At 57.1% G+C, this 21959-nt stretch carries 19 protein-coding genes and 1 tRNA gene; 11 read left to right on the forward strand and 9 right to left on the reverse strand.

Features of this window, described 5'->3' with window-relative positions:
- Positions 1 to 20: 20 nt before the first annotated feature.
- Both ASTEX_RS10290 and ASTEX_RS10295 read right to left on the reverse strand, forming a co-directional pair.
- Entirely contained in the window at positions 21 to 251 is a 231-nt protein-coding gene (locus tag ASTEX_RS10290) for a hypothetical protein (protein WP_013479562.1), read from the reverse strand.
- Between the two features lie 4 nt (positions 252 to 255).
- Complete coding sequence (locus ASTEX_RS10295) at positions 256 to 1563, reverse strand: TROVE domain-containing protein (RefSeq protein WP_013479563.1); 1308 nt, start codon at positions 1561 to 1563, stop codon at positions 256 to 258.
- 1350 nt (positions 1564 to 2913) lie between these two features.
- Between ASTEX_RS10295 and ASTEX_RS10300 the strand changes: the two genes are divergently transcribed.
- Positions 2914 to 4017 (forward strand): Fic family protein, encoded by a 1104-nt coding sequence (locus ASTEX_RS10300; RefSeq protein ID WP_013479564.1) that lies wholly within the window; start codon positions 2914 to 2916, stop codon positions 4015 to 4017.
- Positions 4018 to 4160: 143 nt separating this feature from the next.
- Here the strand turns inward: ASTEX_RS10300 and ASTEX_RS10305 are convergent, their stop codons facing one another.
- A complete protein-coding gene (locus tag ASTEX_RS10305) occupies positions 4161 to 4358 on the reverse strand; it encodes a helix-turn-helix domain-containing protein (protein WP_013479565.1) in 198 nt (65 codons plus the stop codon).
- A gap of 265 nt (positions 4359 to 4623) precedes the next feature.
- On the opposite strand from ASTEX_RS10305, the gene ASTEX_RS20285 reads away from it, so the two are divergent.
- Positions 4624 to 4908, forward strand: coding sequence for a hypothetical protein (locus tag ASTEX_RS20285; RefSeq protein ID WP_144004645.1), 285 nt, complete (start codon positions 4624 to 4626; stop codon positions 4906 to 4908).
- Positions 4909 to 5327: 419 nt separating this feature from the next.
- Positions 5328 to 8162, forward strand: coding sequence for a TonB-dependent receptor domain-containing protein (locus ASTEX_RS10310; RefSeq protein ID WP_168148098.1), 2835 nt, complete (start codon positions 5328 to 5330; stop codon positions 8160 to 8162).
- A 439-nt stretch (positions 8163 to 8601) separates the two neighbouring features.
- Here ASTEX_RS10310 and ASTEX_RS10315 read toward each other — a convergent pair whose 3' ends face one another.
- Positions 8602 to 9072 carry a hypothetical protein gene (locus ASTEX_RS10315; RefSeq protein ID WP_013479567.1) on the reverse strand — a complete coding sequence of 157 codons (471 nt, stop codon included), beginning with the start codon at positions 9070 to 9072 and terminating at the stop codon, positions 8602 to 8604.
- 711 nt (positions 9073 to 9783) lie between these two features.
- On the opposite strand from ASTEX_RS10315, the gene ASTEX_RS10320 reads away from it, so the two are divergent.
- Together ASTEX_RS10320 and ASTEX_RS10325 are read left to right on the forward strand one after the other, a co-directional pair.
- Positions 9784 to 10554, forward strand: coding sequence for a type IV toxin-antitoxin system AbiEi family antitoxin (locus tag ASTEX_RS10320; protein WP_013479568.1), 771 nt, complete (start codon positions 9784 to 9786; stop codon positions 10552 to 10554).
- The gene (locus ASTEX_RS10325; protein ID WP_013479569.1) at positions 10547 to 11470 is read left to right on the forward strand and encodes a nucleotidyl transferase AbiEii/AbiGii toxin family protein; all 924 of its coding nucleotides are present in this window, start codon (positions 10547 to 10549) and stop codon (positions 11468 to 11470) included. The genes ASTEX_RS10320 and ASTEX_RS10325 overlap by 8 nt, the downstream gene beginning before the upstream one ends.
- Positions 11471 to 11730: 260 nt before the next feature.
- Here ASTEX_RS10325 and ASTEX_RS10330 read toward each other — a convergent pair.
- Positions 11731 to 11817: transfer RNA gene (locus ASTEX_RS10330), tRNA-Leu, on the reverse strand.
- Between the two features lie 230 nt (positions 11818 to 12047).
- Here ASTEX_RS10330 and ASTEX_RS10335 point away from each other — a divergent pair.
- Complete coding sequence (locus tag ASTEX_RS10335) at positions 12048 to 13013, forward strand: complex I NDUFA9 subunit family protein (protein ID WP_013479571.1); 966 nt, start codon at positions 12048 to 12050, stop codon at positions 13011 to 13013.
- Between the two features lie 55 nt (positions 13014 to 13068).
- On the opposite strand, the gene ASTEX_RS10340 is transcribed toward ASTEX_RS10335, so the two are convergent.
- From ASTEX_RS10340 to ASTEX_RS10350, 3 genes are all read right to left on the reverse strand, one after another.
- Positions 13069 to 13458, reverse strand: coding sequence for a hypothetical protein (locus tag ASTEX_RS10340; protein WP_013479572.1), 390 nt, complete (start codon positions 13456 to 13458; stop codon positions 13069 to 13071).
- Positions 13459 to 13567: 109 nt separating this feature from the next.
- A complete protein-coding gene (locus ASTEX_RS10345; RefSeq protein WP_013479573.1) occupies positions 13568 to 14365 on the reverse strand; it encodes an undecaprenyl-diphosphate phosphatase in 798 nt (265 codons plus the stop codon).
- A 46-nt stretch (positions 14366 to 14411) separates the two neighbouring features.
- Positions 14412 to 15602 carry a citrate/2-methylcitrate synthase gene (locus tag ASTEX_RS10350; RefSeq protein WP_013479574.1) on the reverse strand — a complete coding sequence of 397 codons (1191 nt, stop codon included), beginning with the start codon at positions 15600 to 15602 and terminating at the stop codon, positions 14412 to 14414.
- Positions 15603 to 15768: 166 nt separating this feature from the next.
- Here ASTEX_RS10350 and ASTEX_RS10355 point away from each other — a divergent pair, with 166 nt between their 5' ends.
- The 5 genes from ASTEX_RS10355 to pgi are packed head-to-tail and all read left to right on the forward strand — an operon-like array spanning position 15769 to position 21180.
- Positions 15769 to 16734 carry a cation diffusion facilitator family transporter gene (locus tag ASTEX_RS10355; RefSeq protein ID WP_013479575.1) on the forward strand — a complete coding sequence of 322 codons (966 nt, stop codon included), beginning with the start codon at positions 15769 to 15771 and terminating at the stop codon, positions 16732 to 16734.
- 1 nt (position 16735) lies between these two features.
- On the forward strand, positions 16736 to 17428 hold the full coding sequence (fzlA, locus tag ASTEX_RS10360) for an FtsZ-binding protein FzlA (protein WP_041658625.1): 693 nt from the start codon (positions 16736 to 16738) through the stop codon (positions 17426 to 17428).
- Positions 17428 to 18594 carry a tRNA epoxyqueuosine(34) reductase QueG gene (gene queG, locus ASTEX_RS10365; RefSeq protein ID WP_013479577.1) on the forward strand — a complete coding sequence of 389 codons (1167 nt, stop codon included), beginning with the start codon at positions 17428 to 17430 and terminating at the stop codon, positions 18592 to 18594. Before fzlA ends, queG begins: the two co-directional genes overlap by 1 nt.
- Positions 18584 to 19570 carry a glycosyltransferase family 2 protein gene (locus ASTEX_RS10370; RefSeq protein ID WP_013479578.1) on the forward strand — a complete coding sequence of 329 codons (987 nt, stop codon included), beginning with the start codon at positions 18584 to 18586 and terminating at the stop codon, positions 19568 to 19570. Before queG ends, ASTEX_RS10370 begins: the two co-directional genes overlap by 11 nt.
- Complete coding sequence (gene pgi, locus ASTEX_RS10375) at positions 19567 to 21180, forward strand: glucose-6-phosphate isomerase (protein ID WP_013479579.1); 1614 nt, start codon at positions 19567 to 19569, stop codon at positions 21178 to 21180. Before ASTEX_RS10370 ends, pgi begins: the two co-directional genes overlap by 4 nt.
- Positions 21181 to 21252: 72 nt before the next feature.
- Here the strand turns inward: pgi and ASTEX_RS10380 are convergent, their stop codons facing one another.
- The gene (locus ASTEX_RS10380; protein WP_245532494.1) at positions 21253 to 21864 is read right to left on the reverse strand and encodes a class I SAM-dependent methyltransferase; all 612 of its coding nucleotides are present in this window, start codon (positions 21862 to 21864) and stop codon (positions 21253 to 21255) included.
- Between the last annotated feature and the right edge of the window lie 95 nt (positions 21865 to 21959).

The raw sequence follows: 21959 nt of genomic DNA on the forward strand, positions 1-21959 counted from the left end.
CTCTCCGGGGGCCTTGCCCCCTATTTTTTTGGATCGATGAGACCGGCGATTTCGTAGGGTCTCTCGCCGGTCAGTTCGTAAAGTTTAAGCCAGGCCCGTACCGCCGCAGCGACCGGGCCAGGGACCGGGAGGCCGGCAAACCAGCGGGAAACCGACGATCGATCGACATTGAGCGCCTCAGATAGACGCGACTGCCAGCCGCGCTCCCCAAAGAGCAGAATTGCCGCGATCCTCAGTTCCTCCGCTGTCATGGACTTAAGCTCCTTTCACGAGCTGTTCTTGCTCGCGAATATAGCTCAACACATTTTCGGAGAACCCGTCGATGTGTGTCCACGTGCCGCCATATCCGACACCGTTGCGGTAGGAAGCCACATTGATCATGTAGGCCTGCTTTGCCACGGGTTGTGGAACGCGGTCGGCGCTTTGTTCGTCGGTGATGACGATCAGCCGGTCGTGCTTAATGCCGTTGATTGTCGTCACCGCCTTACCCAGTTCCGTCCCAGCGTAAGACTGCGATCGAAGGATCGCATCGACGCCGGCCATACCGCGCCGGGGCGGAACTTCGACCACGCTATTCGAGAAGGTGAAGACCCGCACCTCGCCCGGAATGATGGCCGCCAGCGTTGCCGCCGCATCCATCCGGGTGAGGTCCGACTTCGCCGACAGACGGCCACCCATCGAACCTGAAACGTCCACCAGCACGATCGTCCGGCCCGCAAACACAGGTTGCTCAAGGATCGTCTCACTCAGCGCCTGATCGAGCCAGGGCTCGAACCGGGGGGCCGCCCGCGCCGCCGCTACATAGCGGAACGGCAGAACGCGCTCAGCGCCCTTTCGCGCAAGAATGGCCGCCTTGACGAGCTCCTCATCAACGCCCGCCTGATCCATGTTGCGAAGGTTACGCAACAGGGCGAGATACCCGAGCTTTCGTTCGGTTAGAAGGCGCGTGAAGGTCTCAGCCTTATCCGCACCACCTGACAGTGCCACCTCCCACGTATCGGGAGACGACAAAGTCCCGGCAGCCAGATGCTTCCAAAGGTCAGCCTGAATCTCGTCCTTCGGCTTGGCGTGTATAAGGAACAAAACGTCTCTCAGACGCACCGGCCCCGCACGGTCGTACTTCGCCAGTGCATAGGCGTCGAACTTCGTGAAGGCGCGGGAAAGCCCGAGCTTCATTTGTTTCGACAGCGGCTTTTTGCCGTCCCGCCAGTAGATAGCGACCAGTTCTGACAACTCGTCGGCCCGTTGAATCACCCGCTCAATCGCAGGAGCTACCAACGGACCGCCCGTCTTGATCAATGCGCAGAGCAGAATCAACGGCGCGTGACGCAGCTTCATCTGTTCGCGGGCCTCAATGGCCATAGCGGCAACGATTTGCGGTTCGACCTCAAGCGCCAGCGTATAGATACGCTCGGCTATGCTTTCTCCGTCTTCGTAGAACTCGCCTTCCCACAACAGGCAAGACAACACCGACCGGCGCAGCCTCTGCTCTGCCGATAAAATCGCGGCGGGAGCCCCTTCATGCGTGATGCGGGGGCGCTTTTGGAAAATGTTCAGTCTCATGACCGCACCTTCTCTGCATCGTTTAACGTTGGGCGCAGAGCATGGATCATCAGACCGGATGTCTGACGGGCGCTGCGCGGGATGGCACTGGGGTTGGGGCGACAGGTTCGCTGCGATATAAAGACGCGTAACCACGGTAGAACGCCCGCGGCTGCTATCGATGGGCATTCAGGGGAACAGGCGAGAACGTCAGCCCCTCAGCCGGAAAACCGGCGTCGGGATTGGGGAGTTGAACCCCGGCCTTGCGGCCTTCACCAGATCGAAGAAGACGTTGCTCTACGCCACCTGAATTTATCGTCCGGATGGTTCCCTTATCGGGCCTGTCTGGACGATGACGCGGTTACTAATGCAACTTGTTGCGCTATGCAACAAGAAAATTCAATTTTTGAATCCAGCCTTCCGGGAATGGTCGGTTCCGGTTGGGAGGCGCTTCCGCCGGACCTTGCCTCGTCCGGGCTGTTCCGGCTTGCCAGTTTGCACTGACATCCGGGGCCGCCTTGTCCCTGTGGTGGCTAGCGAAGAAGCCGGAGCCTGCGCCACGGAAAGCTGAACTCGATTTGCCGGGGAAAGACTGCGACCGCACCATTTCAAGGCGATGTAGACGATCGCTGCGCCACCGGCGGCAAGGGAAATAGCGATGACGCATCAGCGGCAGAAACAAGGTCTGCCGCAGCGTGACAGGCTGCGATGAACGCGTCATCTACACCACTTGCATAGACTTACAGGGAACAGACGAAAGCGAAAGTCTATTGCTCTACCCACTGAGCTACGAAGCATGCTTCGGCCGGACTCGAACCGACGACCCACAGATTACCGAAGGAACCGCTTTCTACACCACCATAAGATCGTTACCTAAGCAACGATGCGCGTTCTTATCGCCGCGCGTTGCACGGCGCAACAAAAAAGGCAGCGCTTGAGGTGGGAGACCGATTGATGTGACATAAGCGCCACGCAGTGCACTTTCTTTGACACTTGTTACAGCGATGAGGTGGCTATTTTCAGTCTGTCAAAGTTGCCGATCGCGGTCCTGATCCTACCGCTGCTCGGTCTGAGTTCACTGGCCCGCAACAATGCCCGGTCAGTGCTCATCCATCGCGGTGTGATTATCATCGCCGCAGCCATCCTTTCGGGATGATTTTTGCGTGAAAAATCAACAAATCATCCCGTTCGGGATTATTTCAATTTCTAAAGCCGGATTCAGAGAAAAACATCCCGATCGGGTCGTTAAGCAAAAAGAAAAGGGAGCCACTACTTGACGCTCATGGAGAGATTTGTCCGCACAATTTGCGGAGAATAATCCTTGCTTGTGCGGAGAATATCCCACACAATCTCCGCAAGGAGCGCGGAGAAATGGACTATATTCACAAACAGGATAGCTGGCCAGCCTTTCGCTGGAACCCTGAGATGCTCGCGGGTCAACTCGCGTCCGTGCGCCATAACCAGGGCAGGCTCGTAGGCCGCATGGAAGGACTGCGCTTCAATCTGCGCGAAGAAGCGGTTCTCACGACGCTCACCGAGGACGTCCTGAAGTCGAGCGAAATTGAGGGTGAACGTCTCGACAAAGAACAGGTTCGATCTTCGATTGCCAGACGTCTCGGAATGGATATAGGCGCTTTAGCTCCGGTTGACCGTAACGTCGAAGGCGTCGTTGAAATGATGCTGGATGCCACACAGCATTATGCCACCCCGCTGACCGCCGAACGACTATTCGCGTGGCATGCGGCCCTGTTTCCGACGGGTCGAAGCGGCATGACGAAGATCGTTGTCGGGGCATGGCGTGACGGCACATCGGGCCCGATGCAGGTCGTTTCTGGCCCGATTGGACGTGAGCGAATCCACTTCGAAGCCCCGGATGCACAAAGGCTGGATGAGGAGATGAAGGCCTTCCTGAAATGGTTCGAAGGGGGCGCGGACCTCGATCCGGTTCTTCGCGCCGCTATTGCCCATTTGTGGTTCATCACTATCCACCCGTTTGAAGACGGAAATGGACGGATCGCCCGCGCCGTAGCGGATATGGCCTTAGCCCGGTCCGAAAGGAGCGCACAGCGGTTCTACAGCATGTCAGCACAAATCCAAGCCGAACGCGGCGCCTACTACGACCGGCTGGAAAGTACGCAAAAGGGCGACCTTGATATAAGCGACTGGATCGGGTGGTTTCTGGCTTGCCTCGATCGCGCGTTCGCGGGGGCCGAAGCCACGCTGGCGTCGGTTGTTACGAAAGCCCGGTTCTGGGAGACGCATCAGGTGAACGCGCTCAATGGCCGCCAACGCCTGATGCTGACCCGCCTCCTCGATGGATTCGAAGGCAAGCTGACATCCTCAAAGTGGGCGCTGATCGCCAAGTGCTCTCAGGACACGGCAAGCCGCGACATCGAAGACCTGATCAAACGCCACATCCTCGTCAGGGATGCATCAGGTGGCCGTAGCACAAGCTATTCTCTGGTATCAGAGTGAGGGCGTGGGCAACGGGTGTTGTCGAATAGGGTCTATCGCGTCCAAAGGAGATCAGGTTGGTCAAGCGAAATGACACCTGTCTGGCTTACTGGCTTCGGCTTTGGCCCAAACATTGGTTTCACGATGCAGGCCTCGTCCTCACCTTAGATGGCGACGTCTCCGCAAAGAAAACGCAAAAGATCGTCCCTCAATATCAGCCTACGCCCGCCGATCTTGATAGACTTGAGCGATCCGTCAGCCATGCGCTCGTACAGGAATGACCGCCCAAGGCCGCTAGCCTTGACGGCCTCGTCAATGCGGTAGGCGAGCTTCTGCGTGTTTTGAGTAATTGTCGCCGTCATCTCGCGCCCCCCCTTCGGGCTGCCTTTGGCGCGCTGCAATTTCTAGCCAGTGCCTCCATTTCGATTGTCAGTTCATCGTCAGGGTAAAGATGGTGTCGGGGTTTCATGGGCCTGCGCGTCTGCTGGTGTTCAGGAGGATTGGCTTGGACAGCCGGCAGGTTTTGGCTGCCAGGCATCAGGGCGCGTCTCCTCCAAAGAGTAAGCGCCATGATGCCATCACTGAAGTGCAGGCCTCATAGCTCCATTGCCGTCGGCAGATGCGGTCTTGCCGCATCCTTCACACGGACGGACGATTGTCCGGCGCGACTGGGGTGGAGATTTAACCCGGCGTCACGCCAAAAAGGGCACTCAGGACGCCACTACGCCCACCCTTCGTCTACCGGAGTTCCTTTGCCTGAAGACGAATGTTTATTGGATTTATGTGCGCAGCTGGATTGGATTTGGGCGTTACAGCACCGTTCCCGGCATATGGTTTCAAATGACACAAATTGCAGTTGAAAAATTATTCTTTGCTGAACCTGCGGCGACCACAACTTTGGGTATTTTTTGAATGAATTAGGGCCGGGCGTCTCGAGCTAAATCCGAGGCTTTTCGGCATTTTCAAGGCCCGTTTAATCGGTGGGGCAGGAATGGCCCCTCCACGGAAGACATTATATAATATACCAAAATCAGCAGGTCGGAAGATTTGTTGCAATAAATAAACTTAAATACACTTTTGAAATAAATAAATACTGAAACAATTTGCAATGAATAATACGTGTGATTTTATAGACACTTATCTTAAAATGCAATCACGTATAATTAGTTCCAAAGTTGACGATCCAATGAATTTTATGCGTCATTAATATTAAGGCTACGAATTCCGGTCGTAAGCCGAAAAACATGCATAAAAATTGGAGAACTATTTTGCGAAAGAATGACATAAAGGCGGTTTTGCTTTTGTCCACGACGGTTAGCGGACTGTCGGGCATGAGCATCGCGTCCACAGCAATGGCGCAAACAGCAGGCGAAGAGGCTGCCGTGGAGGTTGTCGTCACTGGCTCGCGCATCAAAAAGCCGAACCTGCAATCCTCCAGTCCGATCACCACGATCAGTGCGGCCGACATCAAGGCGTCGGGTGCGACCCGCGTCGAAGATATGGTCAATACCCTGCCTTCCGTCTTCGCGGCCGACGGCGCGATGCAGTCGAACGGCGCGTCGGGTACCGCAACGGTGAACCTTCGCGGTCTGGGGACGTCACGCACACTGGTGCTGCTGAACGGCAGCCGTATGGCGCCTGGAAGCCCCGTCCAGCCCGCCGCCGACCTGAACCAGATTCCCGCGGCCCTGATCGAGCGCGTTGATATTCTGACCGGCGGCGCGTCTGCCGTTTACGGGTCCGACGCCATGGCCGGCGTCGTGAACTTCGTGATGAAGAAGAAGTTTGAAGGGGTGCGCCTCGACCTCAATACGAGCTTCTATCAGCACCATAATGACAGCGATTACGCCTCGGTCGTGTCCAATCGTGGCTTCGCTTTGCCGGAAAGCAATGTGGTGGACGGCAAGGCGACCGACGTTACCCTGGTGGCCGGCGTCAATAGCGAGAGCGGCAAGGGCAATGCCACGGTTTATGCCTCCTACCGCACGGTTCAGGCCCTGTTGCAGTCAGAACGCGACTATTCGGCCTGTACGCTGTCGTCCTTTTCGACCTGCGGCGGGTCCTCAACCAGCTATCCTGGCCGTTTCTTCACTTCGGACTATGCCAAGAGCTACACGATCGACACGTCGGCCAGCCGTCTGGCAAGCTATAGTGCCGCGACCGGGGCCTATAATTACGGCCCGCTGAACTACTACCAGCGCCCCGATGAAAAATATTCGCTGGGGGGCTTCATCACCTACGACTTCTCCGACACCCTGCATTTCAAGTCCGAAGTCATGCTGACGGACGACACTTCGACGGGCCAGATTGCCCCGTCGGGTATCTTCCTGTCGGAGATGAGCATCAACTGTAATAACCCGCTGATGACCACCGAGCAGAAGACGGCCTTTTATTGCAGCAGCTCGATGATCGCCAATGGCGACACAACGACGGTGGCTATCGGTCGCCGCAATGTCGAAGCGGGCGGGCGTCAGTATGAAATGAACCACACCTCTTACCGTCTGCGCGGTGAACTGACCGGCCAGATCAATGAGGTCTGGGATTTCAGCCTGAACATGCAATACGGCTCGACCAACTATAAGCAGGTCACCAAAAACGAAGTCAGCCTGGAACGCGCACAAAAGGCGCTCCTCGTTGTCACCGACCCGTCAACCGGCAATGCCGTCTGTCAGTCCTATCTCGATGGCACAGACAAGAACTGCGTTCCCTACAACATCTGGTCGATCGGCGGCGTGTCCTCGGCGGCACTGAAATACATCTCGGCGCAGGGCGTGCAGTGGGGCGGAACGGGCGAACAGATAGTCTCGCTGAATACCTCTGGCGATCTGGGAGCCTATGGAGTGAAGCTGCCCTGGGCGGGGGAAGGGCTTAAAACGTCTTTAGGTCTGGAATACCGTCGTCAGTGGCTCGATTTTGATGCCGACGATAATCTTCGCAACGGCCTTCTGGCCGGCTCAGGCGGCAAGACCACGCCTGTATCGGGTTCCTATGATGTTAAGGAAGTGTTCACGGAACTGCTCGTTCCGGTCGCTCAGGACAAGACCCTGATCAAGGATCTGTCGCTGGAACTGGGCTACCGCATTTCGGACTACTCGTCTTTTGGTAAGAACGATAGCTACAAGGCGATGGTCTCTTACGCCCCGGTGGAAGGGCTCCGCTTCCGCGGTGGCTATAACCGAGCGGTGCGCGCGCCGAGCGTTACGGAACTCTACAGCGCCAACTCCGTCGGTCTGTTTGATGGGAATGATGGGTGCGGCGTTGATGATCCCTCGACCGAAACGCCGACCTACACGGCGGCGCAATGCGCGCTCACCGGCGTGACGGCGGCTCAGTATAACAACGTTCTATCGAGCACGGCGGGCCAGTATAACCGACTGGGCGGCGGGAATGTTGATCTCAAGCCGGAAACAGGTGACACCTACACCTTCGGCTTTGTCTATACCCCCGACTTCCTGAAGGGGTTCAATCTGACGGTTGATTATTTCAACATCAAGATCGAAGACAAGATCAGCAGCATCGGTGCCCAATATATCCTCGATCAGTGCGCCACGACGGGCAACAGCTTCTATTGCTCCAAGGTTCACCGTGCCTCAGGTACGGGCTCTCTGTGGCTCAGTGAAGAGGGCTATATCGAAGACACGCTCTACAATACGGGCTCCTACAAGACGTCCGGCTTTGATATCGAAGCCAATTATAGCCGTAAGCTGCCGCTAGGCCGCCTGCAACTCAGCTATATGGGCACGGTGCTGGAGGAACTGATCACCCAGGCCACCGACACGTCGGACCCCTATGATTGCGCCGGTTACTTCGACAGCTCGTGTGGCTGGTCAAATCCGAAATACCGCCATCGTGCCAAGGCGACGTGGCAGTCGCCGTGGGACTGGGACGCTACGGTGACCTGGCGTTATTTCGGCAAGGTTGACAACTTCTACGGCCCGGATACGAGCGGAACCTACGCCTCAAGCATCGATGCCTATAACTACATCGACCTCTATGCCAGCTATGCGCTGAAGTCGAATACGACGCTGCGCATTGGAGTTAACAACGTCTTCGACAAAGACCCGCCCATCCTGCCCAATTCGGACGGGACGAACGGCAACACCTACCCGCAGGTCTATGACGCATTAGGCCGCTACGTCTTTGCGGGTATTTCCCTGTCCTTCTAAGGGAAATTTCTCTCCGGTAACTTGGCTCCGCAGAGCAATCTGCGGAGTCTTTTTTCGAGAGCGTCATACGATCCGGCACGCCCACAGCATCAGAGTGAAATGCAAGAAATTTAACGCTTTTTATTGATGTAATACTTGTACACAAAAAATAAAATAACAGATAAACAGGAATAAAAATAAAAAACTGTTATGTCTGAATAGATTTCATCAAACTTTTCAGTAAACGTCATTGCAAATAAAAATAGGGTTACAACAAAATACTTTTTTTAATATGCGTAGCAAAAAATTCATATTGCCATCTAATTACTACCGAAAATTTCGATTGTTAAGAGCATGCCTTCATTATTCATATTCCTGTTGAATACGGGCCTGCTTGAGTGTTACCTTGGCGCGCCATAGGTGCTGTATGAGGCGATCGGACGCATAAACCTTGCTCCGATCAGAGCGGGGGCGCAAAAATCAGGTCCACTCGGCCAGCATTGTTGGAAACCTCCGAACGCGTTACAGTTATTTCCGGATAGCCAGTAACCCGCTGTGCAAAAGTGCGACCGCTTGTCTTTCTCCTAGGACGCAGATCCCAGGTCTTCTCGTTCGTCGTTTCCAGCGCCAGGCAGGAACGGACAAGACCCTCGATAGCGTCAGCATGAGCCTTAGCCGCCGAAAAGGTCGTGAAGTTGCGGGAACATGACAGTTCTGCGTCATCTTCAAAGGCTTCAATTGTGCACTCATCAAAACCTGGAACGCTGAAATTGCTATTATACCACAACCCGCTTTTATCATGGGCGCCGCGGAGAGCTTTGAAGCCGGTAGCGCTGTGTTGCGACGCCGTTTTAACCGCGTCGCAGATGGTCTGTGCATTGGCCGGTCCAGCAACACACGCAGCCAGGAAACAAAAGATGCCAATCTTCATTCCGGCCTCCATAGCCCAGCATTTCTAAGATGATTGGGACATGACACACATGCTTGTCCAGCCACTTTGCGCACGCGTGCGCAAAGTGGGCCTATTGGGACATGAGCGTGCCGCCGCAAATCCATGCCCACGATCAGCATCGCCAACTGGTCCGAGTGAAAAAGTTGCGCCAACGCCTTAAGGCCCCGGTTCAGGCGGCACCTCACTAAACACCTTACGCCACAAGATGCAGACTAAATGAAGTTTATCACCAGAAGCTCATCTCCGAGGCAAGGTCGCCCCGATATCGGGGAAAAAGTCGCCGTTGCAACAGATTTGATTAGCCCGACCGGAGCGCTGCTGGAGCCACGCATTCGTAACCTGCCTGCGCCACCTGTACCGGCGCCCTATCCGGGAAGCGCTTTGATGCGTGCGACGGCAGTCACTGGAGTGTCTCCAACAAGTCTCGGCGGGCGTCCTGGTCAATGTGATGAATGAGCGTCGTCTATGGGATGACGGAGTAGATCTGGTTGTGAACGAGGCTGAACGCGGCGCTAGCCGTGGTCGGGATCGGGTTCAGGTCGTGGACACGACAAGGTTTGGATCTGGGATGATTCGCATTTCTTTAAAAAAACTAATTATTATATATCTAGGGTATATAGAATGCAGAACTTTTAAAGTTTGAACTCGCCTATTATTGATTTTCTTTAAAAAAGCCGATATAGATATATCATGGGTATAGAAAATACTGGAAAATTAAAGAACCTTTTGGATGTCTGGCCTCCCCAGACAGTCGCCACATCAGCGTGGCTGCATGAGCAAAAAGTCTCTGCTCAATTGGCTCAGCGTTATGTGCGCAGCCATTGGATAGAGCCTTTGGGTACGGGCGCGTTCAAACGCCCCAATGAAAAGGTTGAATGGTTCGGCGCGGTACGCAGCCTGCAAACCCAGCTTGATTTGACCGTTCATATTGGCGCATTGACCGCGCTATCGGCGCAGGGGTTCTCCCACTACCTCCGGATAGGGCAAGAGCCTGTTTATTTATTCTCCCCCCCCGACACGAGATTGCCCAGCTGGTTTACGGGCTATGATTGGAAAGTCCCAATCCACCATGTGAAGTCTAGCCTGCTGCCCGAAAATGTCGGCCTCACGCGCCATGCCTATGGCAGTCTTGATGTCACCATATCCGCGCCTGAACGAGCGATTTTGGAATGTCTCCATCTAAGCCCCAAGCGTTTTGATTTGATCGAGAGCTACGAACTCTTGCAGGGACTTCTGAACCTGCGTCCCAAACTCATGCAGGAATTGCTCGAAGTCTGTAACTCGATAAAGGTCAAACGCCTGTTTTTGTACATGGCGGCCAAAGCCTCGCTGCCCGTCATAAAACATCTAAATCTTGACACTATCGACCTTGGCAAAGGTGACCGTAGCCTTGCCAAAGATGGATTGTATGTCAGCAAATACGCCCTGAATCTGCCGAAGGAATTGGTGAACCATGACTGAGGTGTACGAGGATCAGGTTCGTCTTTTGCTACGCGTTCTACCCCTCGTCGCAGAGGAAGCATCATTCGCACTTAAGGGCGGCACAGCCATCAATCTGTTCGAGCGCGACCTGCCACGATTGTCGGTTGATATTGACCTGACCTATCTGCCGTTTGAAGAGCGCGATGTTGCACTTCCAAATATTGAGGCGGCGCTTACGAGACTCAAAACGCGCATTGAGGGCATGGATGGTCGCATCAAGGTTACGCCAGTGCCGCAAAAAGAAGGCAATAACGCCAAGCTGCATATCCAGCATGTACGCGCTCAGATAAAAATCGAGGTCAACACGACGCTTCGCGGTCATGTTTTTCCGCCGCGCCTCATGATTTGTAGCGATGGCGTTCAGGAACAATTTGAGACTTTTGTCGAAATGCCTGTAGTTTCAAAGGCAGAACTCTATGGCGGAAAACTGTGCGCGGCATTTGACCGTCAACACCCGCGTGACCTGTTCGATGTTTATTATCTACTCAACGATGAAGGTCTGACACGCGAGATTATGCTGGGCTTGATAGTCGCGGTCTTAAGCGGAAAGCGCCCAATCAACGAGGTACTATTTCCGACATTCCAAAATCAGCGCGAAGCGTTTGAAAACCAATTCGTGGGAATGTCGTTTGCGCCGTTTTCCTATGAGGATTATGAAGCGACTCGCCTGCGTATGGTCGCTGCAATAAAGGCGGCGCTCACCGAGCGCGATAAAGCATTCTTGCTGAGTTTCAAACGGGGCAAACCTGACTGGGACTTGATTGAGCTGCCCGCACTTCGCGACATGGCGTCCGTGCAGTGGAAACTGTCAAACATCATCCATCTGCGCGATACGAACCCTGAAAAACATAGGGCATTGCTGACGGCACTTTCCGAATGCCTTGCGGCTATTTAAACCTTCTAAGTTAATTCGATTTTTGAGCAATGCTCGACAACAAGAACATGTAGGTATTGATGGTCACCGGACCTAACGCATCTGCCAGAGGCGATTTCCTGACTGTTGAACCGACAAATAAAGGCTGTTGCCGTCGGAAATTTTGCACGCTTTTTCCTGCGGTTGCGCCAACGCCTTAAGGCCCCGTTTCAGGCGGCATATCCGCAAAACATTGGATCTAAACGCAAAAAACCCGCCTTGCGGCGGGTTTTGAAGCTGATTGGTGCCCAAGAGAGGACTCGAACCTCCACGACCGTTAAGCCACTGGTACCTGAAACCAGCGCGTCTACCAATTCCGCCACCTGGGCACTTAAAATCAGGCTGCGTCCCGTTCTTACGACCGGAGGCCGGTGGAATACAGAGAAGGCCCGGGCAGGTCAATGGCCTTTTTGAAAGTTTTTTACATTTCCACAGATGACTGGGCGGAAAATGGCAGAAGCCAAGCCCGTCAGGGATTGCGACGCACAAGCCCATGCGCTAATTGAGGTTTATAAAGGGGTGCCGACCCAGAGGCATCTGCGCATCCGAGGTTTCCATCATGTCTCAACTGTCCTCCAGACTGGTCACCGTTTTCGGCGGGTCGGGCTTTGTCGGCAAGCAGGTCGTTCGCGCGCTGGCGCAAAAGGGATGGCGCGTGCGCGTCGCCGTGCGCAAGCCGACCTACGCCTACGATCTCAAGCCGCTGGGGACTGTGGGACAGATTCAGGTCGTGCGCTGCGACGTGCGCAAAGAGTCGGACGTGCAGGCCGCGCTAAGCGGTGCGTCGGCGGTCGTCAATCTGGTCGGCATTCTGTATCAGACGCCGGGCGCCTCGTTTGACGCTGTGCACCGCGCGGCCTCGAAAGCTATCGCCGAAGGGGCCGCCAAGCGGGGCGTCAGCGATTTCGTGCAGATGTCGGCGCTGGGGGCCGATCCTAAATCCTCCTCTAAATACGCCTCGACCAAGGGCAAGGCTGAAGAAGCCGTGCGCGCCGCCATCCCTTCGGCCGTCATCGTTCGTCCGTCGGTGATCTTCGGGCCGCAGGACGGCTTCTTCACGGGTCTAGCCGAGCAGATCAAGACCTTCCCGGTCATGCCCTCCATCGGTGGCGGCAAGACGAAGTTCCAGCCGGTCTATGTCGGTGACGTGGCGCGCGCCATTGCCGATACGCTGGGCAATCCGGCCTTTGCGGGTCAGACCTTTGAGCTGGGCGGGCCGGAAACCTTTACGTTCAACGACCTCATCAAATATGTCAGCGAAGAGATTCAGTCGCCGCGCGCCCTCGTCTGGATGCCGTTTGCGGCGGCCAGCCTGATCGGTCTGGTTGGGGATGTCAGTTCTTTGTTGATTAAGCCGCTGCTGACGTCTGATCAGGTGCTGCTGCTGCAAAAGGACAATGTGGCGTCGGGCAAGCTGCCGGGCCTGCGTGAACTGGGGATCGTGCCGACGGCCGTGGAGTCGGTGGTGCCGTCCTATCTGTGGCGGTTCCGCAAGAACGGTCAGTTCGCCGAATACGCGGGCTGATGCGGTTGGACATTCTGATAAAAACCCTCCGGGCCTGAACGGACCCGGAGGTTTTTTATGGCCGTGACTGAGCGGGTGCGACGCTGTCCAGCCACTCCAGCGCCTTGGATGTGCGGTCGAAGGTCTGGATCTGCCCGTGCGTATAAGCCTCGTCAAACACGCGGGCGCGCACCTCAAACAGCACTTCGTTGGTAATGACGGCCACCTTGTTGCAGATGTCCATCCCGGCCGTTTCGCCGTGCCACCATGCCAAGAGCCGTTCAACCTCACCATAGTCATAAAGACCCGTCGCACGGCGGTAATCGAAGATACGGCGGTAGGTCCAGGCGGAACGATTGGCCTGATACCCCTCAATGATCAGGTCCGTGAGACGCGCACTGTCAATTTCACCAAGGACCCGAAAGGTCATTAGCTTGCGGTCGGGGTCGATGTCGATTTCCAGCACGGTAAGCGCCCTCGCCTGTTTCTAGCCGCTACCCGCGCGGGTATGGATAGTGGCATTTGGCACAGAGTGGACGCAAAAGAATAAGAGTCTGTAAAACGAAATTTGGGCCTCAGTGGCCTAGCGACAGCAGGACCAACCCGACCCCGCCGACCACAATGCGCCAGAGGGCAAAGATGCCGTAACCATTCTTCGCCACGAAGTTCAACACCGCCTTGACGACAATCAGCGCCGTCACAAAGGCCGCGATAAAGCCTACGGCCACCAGCCCCATGTCGTTGAAATTCATCTGGTTATGGGTCTTATAAACGTCATAGGTGAACGCCCCCAGCATGGTCGGCATGGCGAGGAAGAAAGAGAATTCCGCGGCCGCCTTCTTTTCAACGCGGCATAGCATCGCCCCGATCAGGGTCGAGCCTGAGCGTGACATTCCGGGGATCATGGCCAGGCACTGAAACACACCTATGATCAGCGACGTCTTGAAATCGATCCGGAAGGCATCGCTCTTGTCCGGTGTCGGGGCGTACTTATCGACCAGCCACAGGACGATGCCACCGACAATCAGACTGATGCAAATCAGGCGCGGGCTTTCGAACAGTACGCTCTTGATATAGTCGTGGGCCAGCACACCAATTACCAGCGCCGGAAAGAAGGCCACCAGAATAGAGATGGCAAAACCGCGCGATTCCGCCGAGGTCGGAAGGGTGATCAGCACGTTCCACAGCTTGTTGAAATAGAGGCTGAGCAGTGCCAGCACGGCGCCCAGCTGGATCAGCACGGCGAACGTGTTGCTTGGGGACTCAAAGCCCAGAAAATGCGACAGAAGAAGCAGGTGGCCGGTCGAGGAAACGGGAATGTACTCAGTCAGCCCTTCGACGAAGCCCAGAAGCAAGGCAATCAAATAATCCATAATATCACTCCGAAATAACACTTTAAAAAAAACGCAGCACCTAACGTCAGGCGTTTGCAGCCAAAGGATGTTCACCGACATAGCGCAGCCGGACATTGGGCGCGCTACCCGTTTCGGCCTGTTCGATTGCGTGCGCGAGCCAGCCGGCAGAGCGCCCAAGCCCCATCAGGGTAAACGGCGCATCCTTTGGCAAATCGAGATGGCGCCCGATCAGGGCAAGCGCCAGAGTAAAGCCCAAGGGCCGCCCGGTCAGCTCCTCACCGACGGAGCGGATGGTTTTGAGGTCTTCGCCGATGTGCGGGGCGGCCGCCATGAGGGCTTCAGCACGCATGGCATCGCAAGATGACTGATTGGCTTCAAAGCCCGGCAATTCAACGCCCTGACGCAGTAAGGTCTCGGCGACCACGCGCGGATTGCCCTGCCGACGCACCTGCGTGACATAGGCTTCGGCGCGCGACACCCGCCCGCCCATGGCCGGGCCCGACAGGGCGGCAAAGCCCGCCATCACCGGCGACGACAGGGGGCCTTGCGTTACGGCGGCGGCGCGGGCAGACAAGGTGGCCGCATCGAGCCCATTGTCGGCGCACAGAACCAGTGCCCGGCGGATCAGATCGACGTCGCGCGGATCATTGACCTTCCAGGCGCGAGCCAGACGCTGATGGAAGTAAAGGCGCGGCCCACCATTGGTCACCGCGTCGAACAATTCATTCAAGATACCTGCCGCCTCAAGGCGCAGGTGGCGTTCGCTGTTTTGTTCCGAGAGGGCGTCTTCGTCGAGACGCCGCGACAGCATCCCCCAGACGCGCGCTCGCGGTCCGCCGGTGAAATTAACATCCGGGCGTGGTTTTAACGGGCCAAAGGGGTTGGCCGCTTCGTCCTTCCACAACAGGGCAGCGACGGTTTCGAAATTCTCGGTCTCACTGAGCGCGAGACTGTCACGCGTACGGTAAAAAGGGCGGTTGTCGATGGCGATAAAGATATCGGAATCGATGATCGCCTCACCGCGTAAGGCAGATTTGCCACTGAGCGCGGGCAGGATGGGCGGCGCATCTTCGGCCGGGCGCGGCCCGCGCTGCGTCAGACGCTCGATATCGTCGAGAGCATAGAGGGAGCGGCGCGGATTGTCTGGGTCGGTACGCGCGGCAATACGCTGACGGCTGACATAGGCGTAGAGGGTCTGCGGTTTGACATCCAGTCGCTGCAAGGCTTCGGCGCGGCTGATCCACTGGCGCGACATGGGCAAAACCCTCAAAATGGGGCTGATAATCAAGATTGATTGTCAGGAACTTTAAACACAGCTTGGTTTAAAATCCAGCCATGTTTAACAGGGGCTTAAAGTTTTTGTAGCGTGGTAGATTCAGGCGTATACAGATGCCGTTTCCCCGACTTTTAAGGCTTCCGCCATGGCTCTGCCCTTCACGCGCCTTATTAACCCGTTCAGTTTCCAGGGCCTGACGCCTCAGGAGATGATCCTGCGCGTATCGGCCTTGTCGGTGTTTGTGGCTCTGACCCTGATCGGGCTGAAGACACTGGCGCTTATGGCGTCGGGCTCGGTGGCTGTACTCGCCTCGCTGACCGATTCCGGGTTGGACCTGCTGGCCTCGCTGATTACCTTCTTCGCGGTACGCTTTGCCCGCACTCCACCGGACAAGGAGCATCCATTTGGTCATGGCAAGGCCGAGGCCTTTTCGGCCCTGTTTCAGGCGGCACTGGTCTTTTCGTCGGCGGCTCTGATCCTGCGCGACGCCTGGGACCACCTGCGCGCCCCGGAGCCCGTCAGCGGCGGGCTTTTGTCGGTGGCGGTGATGATCGTTTCGCTGCTCCTGACCGGGCTTTTGATCATGGCGCAGAACGCCGCTTTGAAGGCCTCGCAGTCCGTGGCGGTATCGGCCGATCGCGCCCACTATCTGACGGACATTGCGGGGAACAGCATTGCACTGGTCGGCGTCGGTGCCGGCGCGCTCGGGGTGCCGCACATCGATGCCATTGCCGGGGGGGCCATTGCACTATGGCTGCTATGGGGCGCTTTGCACGTGCTGAAAGATGCCGCCGACAGCCTGATGGATCGGGCCCTGTCGGACGCAGACCAGGCGCGCATTCATGAACTGGCGTCTGACGACCCCGAAGTGCTCAACGTCCACCGTCTGCGCACCCGCATTTCTGGCCCGCATGTGCTTATTCAGATGCACATGGCGCTCCGGCCCGACCTGACACTTGTCAGAGCCCATGAAATAATCGTAAGCGCTGAAAAACGCATATTGTCGGCCTTTCCCAATGCCGACATCCTGATCCATCCAGACCCGGACGGCGCGTCGGAGCCGCATGGCGGCATCTTTGCCGAAGCGCACGACCGGGTGCATCAGATTTGACATGAACACACCCCTGCGCACACTTTATCATTTCGCCTTCGACCCTCATTCGCGGCTGGTTAGGCTGGCGCTTGGCGAAAAGAAGCTGGCTTTTGAGGAGGCCCCGGTGAAATACTGGGAGCCGACGGATGAGTTTTTGCGGCTGAATGTGTCAGGCCTGCTGCCTGTGCTGGTCGAAAGCTACGACCACGGGCGCAATATCACGCTTTGTGAGAACCGCGCGATCCTGGAACATCTCGATGAAAGCGCCGCGGAAGTGCGCCTGTGGCCTACCGACCCGCAGGAGCGCGGTGAGGCAAGGCGTCTGGTCGGCTGGTTTGAGCGTAAGTTTGATTACGAGGTCAACGCCCTTTTGCTGCATGAAAAGATGGAAAAGCGGCTGATGGGAATGGGAGCCCCCAACCTCTCGGCCCTGCGCGCCGGGCGCGACGCACTTCGCGACCACCTGTTGTACTTCGAAAGCCTGCTTGAGGCGCGCAACTGGCTGTCCGGGCGGCATATGTCCTATGCCGATTTCGCCTTAGCCTCCCACCTCAGCGTGATCGATTACGTCGATGAGATGAACTGGGACCGCTATAAGCACCTTAAGACCTGGTACATGGTGGTCAAGTCGCGCCCAGCCTTCCGGCCGCTGCTGGCCGACACCCTGCCGGGCGTGGCGCCGTCGGCGCACTACCGGGAACTGGACTTTTGATGGACATGCGACCCGACAGCCCCGCCGCGCACAAGGTGACGGGGTTTAAGGCAGACATCACGACGCGGGCTATGGCGCTTGGATTTTCCAGCGTCGGCTTTACCAACCTGCCGCAGGAATGGGACGCCGCGCAGCGCCTGAAGGCCTTCATCGGCGCGGGCTACCACGGTGAGATGAAGTGGATGGAAGAGACGCTGGAGCGGCGTCTGCATCCGCAAAACATGTGGAACGGCGCTAAAAGCGCGATCGTATTAGGCTTCAATTACGGCCCTGACAGCGACCCGCTTCTCGGGCTTTCCGAGCGCGACCTCGCCAACATCAGCGTCTATGCGCGCGGCGACGACTATCACGACGTCATCAAGAAAAAACTCAAGCAACTGGCCACCGACATCGTGGCCGCCTATGGCTGCGAACTGAAGGTTTTTGTTGATACCGCGCCCCTGATGGAAAAGCCACTCGCCCAACTGGCGGGGCTTGGCTGGCAGGGCAAGCACACCAACCTCGTCTCGCGCGAATTTGGCTCGTGGCTGTTTCTGGGCAGCATACTGACCGATATGGAATTGCCGCAGAGCCTAATCGAGCGCGACCATTGCGGCTCATGCCGGGCGTGTCTCGATGCGTGCCCCACCGACGCCTTTGTCGGGCCGTACCAGCTGGACGCCCGCGAATGTCTGTCCTACCTGACCATCGAATTCCGCGGCCATTGGCCCGACCGCTTCCGTACGGCTATGGGCAACCGCGTCTACGGCTGCGACGACTGCCTGGCCGCTTGTCCGTGGAACAAGTTCGCGGTGGCGGCGTCCGAGGCTAAATTAAAGGCGCGCGAGGGCTTCAATGCCCTGTCTCTGGTTGAACTCGCGCAACTGGACGACGCGGCGTTCCGCGCCTTGTTCAGCAAGTCGCCCATTAAGCGCATCGGTCTGGCCACCTTCTTGCGCAATGTGCACTACGCAATGGGCAATAGTTTTGACGATCTGGTAGACCCGGACAAGATCGCCGCTTTAACACGCAACCTCAGCCACGACAGCCCGGTGGTGCGCGGCTCGGCTGTCTGGGCCCTGTCACGCGGTCTGAGCGCCGAAGATTTCGGGGCTCTGCGGTCGCAACACCTGCCGCAGGAGGACGATCCGGACGTATGGAGCGAATGGAGCCGCCATGTCGCCTAGGTTTTCCTTAATCGTCCTGTCTTATCAGAGCGGCGCTTATCTTGAGCGTTGCATTGAGGCGCTGCTTGCTCAGACTACGGATGATTTTGAAATCCTGCTGGTCGACAATGCCTCCAGCGATGGCGCGCCTGAGGTTGTGGTATCGAAGTTTCCGCAAGTGCGCCTTATAAAGAACGGCGGCAATCTCGGTTTTGCGGCGGGCAACAATGCCGCCGTCCACCACGCTCGCGGGGAGTGGCTTGGTTTTATCAATCCGGACGTCTTTGTGCATGCCCACTGGCTTGGCGAAATGACGCAAGCGATCTTCGATTATCCCCACACGCACATTTTTACCTCGCTGCAACTGGACCCGCAGGATCAGAGTGTTCTGGACGGGGCGGGCGACGGCATGAGCTTCTTCGGCTTCCCCTTCCGCATGGGCTATCGCGCCGCGCGCCCGGCGCATATTCCGGTGAGCGAGGTGTTTTCGCCATGCGGCGCGGCCTTTGTGATCAAACGTTCGCTGTTTGAGGGACTGGGGGGCTTCTATGAGCGCTTTTTCATGTATTGCGAAGACGCTGATCTCGGTTATCGCGCGCGGTTGCGGCGTGAGCGCACACTGCTGATCCCACAGGCGCGCGTCGATCATGTCGGCTCGGCCACGCTCGGGGCACGTTCGGACTTTGCCCTGTACCACGGCTATCGCAACCGTCTGTGGCTGTTCGTCAAGAACACGCCTTCGCCCATCCTTTGGCTGATGCTGGTGCCGCACCTCTTGTTTAGCTTGTCAGGGGCGCTGAAGGATGTATTGAAGGGACGCGGCCCGGTCGTCGGTCGCGCCCTGAGGGAAGCCGTTTTGGGCTTGGGCGCGGTGATGCGGGACCGCCACCAATTACAAAGTACCCGCCTTTTGCGTTCAACGGATTTATTATCTCAATTTAGCTGGGACCTGCGCCTGATACTGCGGCGCGGCCTGGACCTACGGAGCCCGAAATGAGCCTTTCCGAAGCCTTTACCGCCCTCAAAACCCAGGCCGCCATCGATGCCAAAACCCCTATCGTGGCGCATTTTGAATACGAAGCCGACCGTCTGGGCACGCAGTCTCTGTCGGTGGCCGGGCTCTATGTCGATGTGTCGAAGCAGTCGTGGTCTGATGCTGGCTTTCAGGCGGCTCTGAAGCTGTTTGAAGCCGCCGACCTGCCCGCCGCGCGTGAGCGTATGTGGACCGGACAGGCGATTAACGTCTCCGAAAACCGCGCCGTGCTGCACGTGGCGCTGCGCGATTCCGACGGCGAAAATGCGCGCCTGCGCGGCGCTGAGATCACCGCTGATGTGAAGACGGCGCGCGACGCCATGAAAGCCTATGCGGACGGCATCCGTAGTGGTCAGATCGTCGGCGCGACGGGCAAGCCTTTCAAGACCATCCTGCACATTGGCATCGGTGGTTCGGACCTTGGCCCGCGTCTGGTGTGGCAGGCCCTGACACCGCTGAAGCCGCAAATCGACATCCGCTTTGTTGCGAATGTCGACGGCTCAGAGCTGGCGCTCAACACGGCCGATCTCGATCCGGCTGAAACCCTGGTCATCGCCGTATCGAAGACCTTCACCACTCAGGAGACTCTGGCCAACTTCCTCGCCGCGCGTGAGTGGCTGATTGCCGGTCTGGGCGAAGAGGCCGCGTCAAAGCACCTCGCTGCCGTGTCGGCGGCACCGGCCAAGACGTCGGCCTATGGCATCCCCGAAGACCGTGTGTTCGGTTTTAAAGACTGGGTCGGCGGTCGCTATTCCTTATGGTCTGCCGTGTCGCTGTCGGTGATCATCGCCGCCGGTTATGACGTGTACGAACGTTTGCTGGCCGGTGCCTATGAGATGGATCAGCACTTCCTTACCGCGCCCTTTGAAAAGAACGCACCGCTGCTCTTGGCCGCTGCTCAGGTATTCAACCGCATAGGGCTTGATCGTCCATCGCGCGCCGTTATTCCGTATGCGCATCGCCTGCGCCGTCTCGCTGCCTTCCTGCAACAGCTTGAGATGGAATCGAACGGCAAGCGAACAGATGGCTACGGCCAGCTTTTGCCTACCAAGACCTGCCCGGTTGTCTTCGGTGACGAAGGCACCAATGCCCAGCACGCCTTCTTCCAGATGCTGCACCAGTCAGAAGACATCGTGCCGCTGGAGCTGATTGCCGTAAAGTCGAACCCCGAAGCGCCGCTCGACATGCAGCAGAAACTGCTGTCGAACGTCATCGCGCAGGGTGAAGCCTTTATGGTGGGCAAGAGCCTCCAGACCGCCGAGGCCGAGTGCCACGCTGCCGGTTTCGACGCCGAAAAGACCGCCATCATCGCCCCGCAAAAGGTCTGCCCCGGCAACAAGCCCTCGACCCTCGTCCTGCTCGAAGCCCTGACGCCGGAAACGCTTGGGGCACTGCTGGCGCTTTATGAGCACAAGACCTTCGCCGAAGGGATCGTCATGGGCCTCAACAGTTTCGATCAGTGGGGCGTGGAACTGGGCAAGACGCTCGCCAATGCCGTGCTGGAAGACATCACGGGCACGTCCATAAAGGCGCACGACCCGTCCACTACGGCAGCCATTTCGAAGGTGAAGTAAGTCGCAGGGGCTCAGCCCCTGCATACGTTGTTGGAAGTCAAGGAAAGCTGCCTCTGCAAAGGGGCGGCTTTTTTATTTCCTCCATTCCATGACGAGAAACCACGGCAGGCGTTTGAACTTGGCGATCCAGTCGGGTGGCCCTTCATGCGGCAGAGGCTCGTCGAAATGGATCAGTTTCAGTCCCTCGACCAGAAACGCTTTCATATAATCTGACAACGGACGGTGCCAGTTCTGAATCCGAATGCCCGCCCATTCCTCCCATGCCACGCGCTCGTCCATATAGTGATCAAGGGCATAGAATTTCATTTTCCCGAACAGATCGGTTTGCCAGCGTAGCCCCGCACCTGCCGTATTCATCGGCGTCAGATTGGCCACCAACAACACGCCACCGGGTTTCAATACTCGCACCATTTCCGCAATCGCCGCGCGGTAATCGGGAATATCGATCAGCGACAGATAGCTGACCACCACATCAAAAGTTTCCGATTCGAACGGCATGACCTCCGCTGCGGCCTTTACATAGGTGCCAGTCGGATCGCGAGCCAGCGCCTGCGCAATCAGAGACGGCGTGGGGTCAAGTCCGGTTACCGAAAATCCCAGACCCTGCGCGACGCGACAAAAGCGCCCTTCGCCGCAACCGACATCCAGCAAGTGACCCGTCAGGCCATCCAGCCGCGCCAGCATCGCCTGTCGAGGACGAAGCGTCGCCCCTTGTCGCCTTCATCACCCTGCGAAGCGATCCATGCCTGCGCGGACTCTTCCCACCCATCCATCTCACT

The sequence above is a fragment of the Asticcacaulis excentricus CB 48 genome, assembly GCF_000175215.2.
Classification (GTDB): Bacteria; Pseudomonadota; Alphaproteobacteria; order Caulobacterales; family Caulobacteraceae; genus Asticcacaulis; species Asticcacaulis excentricus.

Bases quoted from the DNA above. Each gene is read 5' to 3' on its own strand.
- ASTEX_RS10325 (WP_013479569.1), top strand. From the start codon at position 10,547: ATGACTGAGGTGTACGAGGATCAGGTTCGTCTTTTGCTACGCGTTCTA.
- ASTEX_RS10345 (WP_013479573.1), bottom strand. From the start codon at position 14,365: ATGGATTATTTGATTGCCTTGCTTCTGGGCTTCGTCGAAGGGCTGACT.
- ASTEX_RS10315 (WP_013479567.1), bottom strand. From the start codon at position 9,072: ATGAAGATTGGCATCTTTTGTTTCCTGGCTGCGTGTGTTGCTGGACCG.
- ASTEX_RS10310 (WP_168148098.1), top strand. From the start codon at position 5,328: ATGAGCATCGCGTCCACAGCAATGGCGCAAACAGCAGGCGAAGAGGCT.
- ASTEX_RS10335 (WP_013479571.1), top strand. From the start codon at position 12,048: ATGTCTCAACTGTCCTCCAGACTGGTCACCGTTTTCGGCGGGTCGGGC.
- ASTEX_RS10370 (WP_013479578.1), top strand. From the start codon at position 18,584: ATGTCGCCTAGGTTTTCCTTAATCGTCCTGTCTTATCAGAGCGGCGCT.
- ASTEX_RS10300 (WP_013479564.1), top strand. From the start codon at position 2,914: ATGGACTATATTCACAAACAGGATAGCTGGCCAGCCTTTCGCTGGAAC.
- ASTEX_RS10295 (WP_013479563.1), bottom strand. From the start codon at position 1,563: ATGAGACTGAACATTTTCCAAAAGCGCCCCCGCATCACGCATGAAGGG.
- ASTEX_RS10350 (WP_013479574.1), bottom strand. From the start codon at position 15,602: ATGTCGCGCCAGTGGATCAGCCGCGCCGAAGCCTTGCAGCGACTGGAT.
- ASTEX_RS10355 (WP_013479575.1), top strand. From the start codon at position 15,769: ATGGCTCTGCCCTTCACGCGCCTTATTAACCCGTTCAGTTTCCAGGGC.
- fzlA (WP_041658625.1), top strand. From the start codon at position 16,736: ATGAACACACCCCTGCGCACACTTTATCATTTCGCCTTCGACCCTCAT.
- ASTEX_RS10305 (WP_013479565.1), bottom strand. From the start codon at position 4,358: ATGACGGCGACAATTACTCAAAACACGCAGAAGCTCGCCTACCGCATT.
- ASTEX_RS10380 (WP_245532494.1), bottom strand. From the start codon at position 21,864: ATGCTGGCGCGGCTGGATGGCCTGACGGGTCACTTGCTGGATGTCGGT.
- ASTEX_RS10290 (WP_013479562.1), bottom strand. From the start codon at position 251: ATGACAGCGGAGGAACTGAGGATCGCGGCAATTCTGCTCTTTGGGGAG.
- ASTEX_RS10320 (WP_013479568.1), top strand. From the start codon at position 9,784: ATGGGTATAGAAAATACTGGAAAATTAAAGAACCTTTTGGATGTCTGG.
- queG (WP_013479577.1), top strand. From the start codon at position 17,428: ATGGACATGCGACCCGACAGCCCCGCCGCGCACAAGGTGACGGGGTTT.
- pgi (WP_013479579.1), top strand. From the start codon at position 19,567: ATGAGCCTTTCCGAAGCCTTTACCGCCCTCAAAACCCAGGCCGCCATC.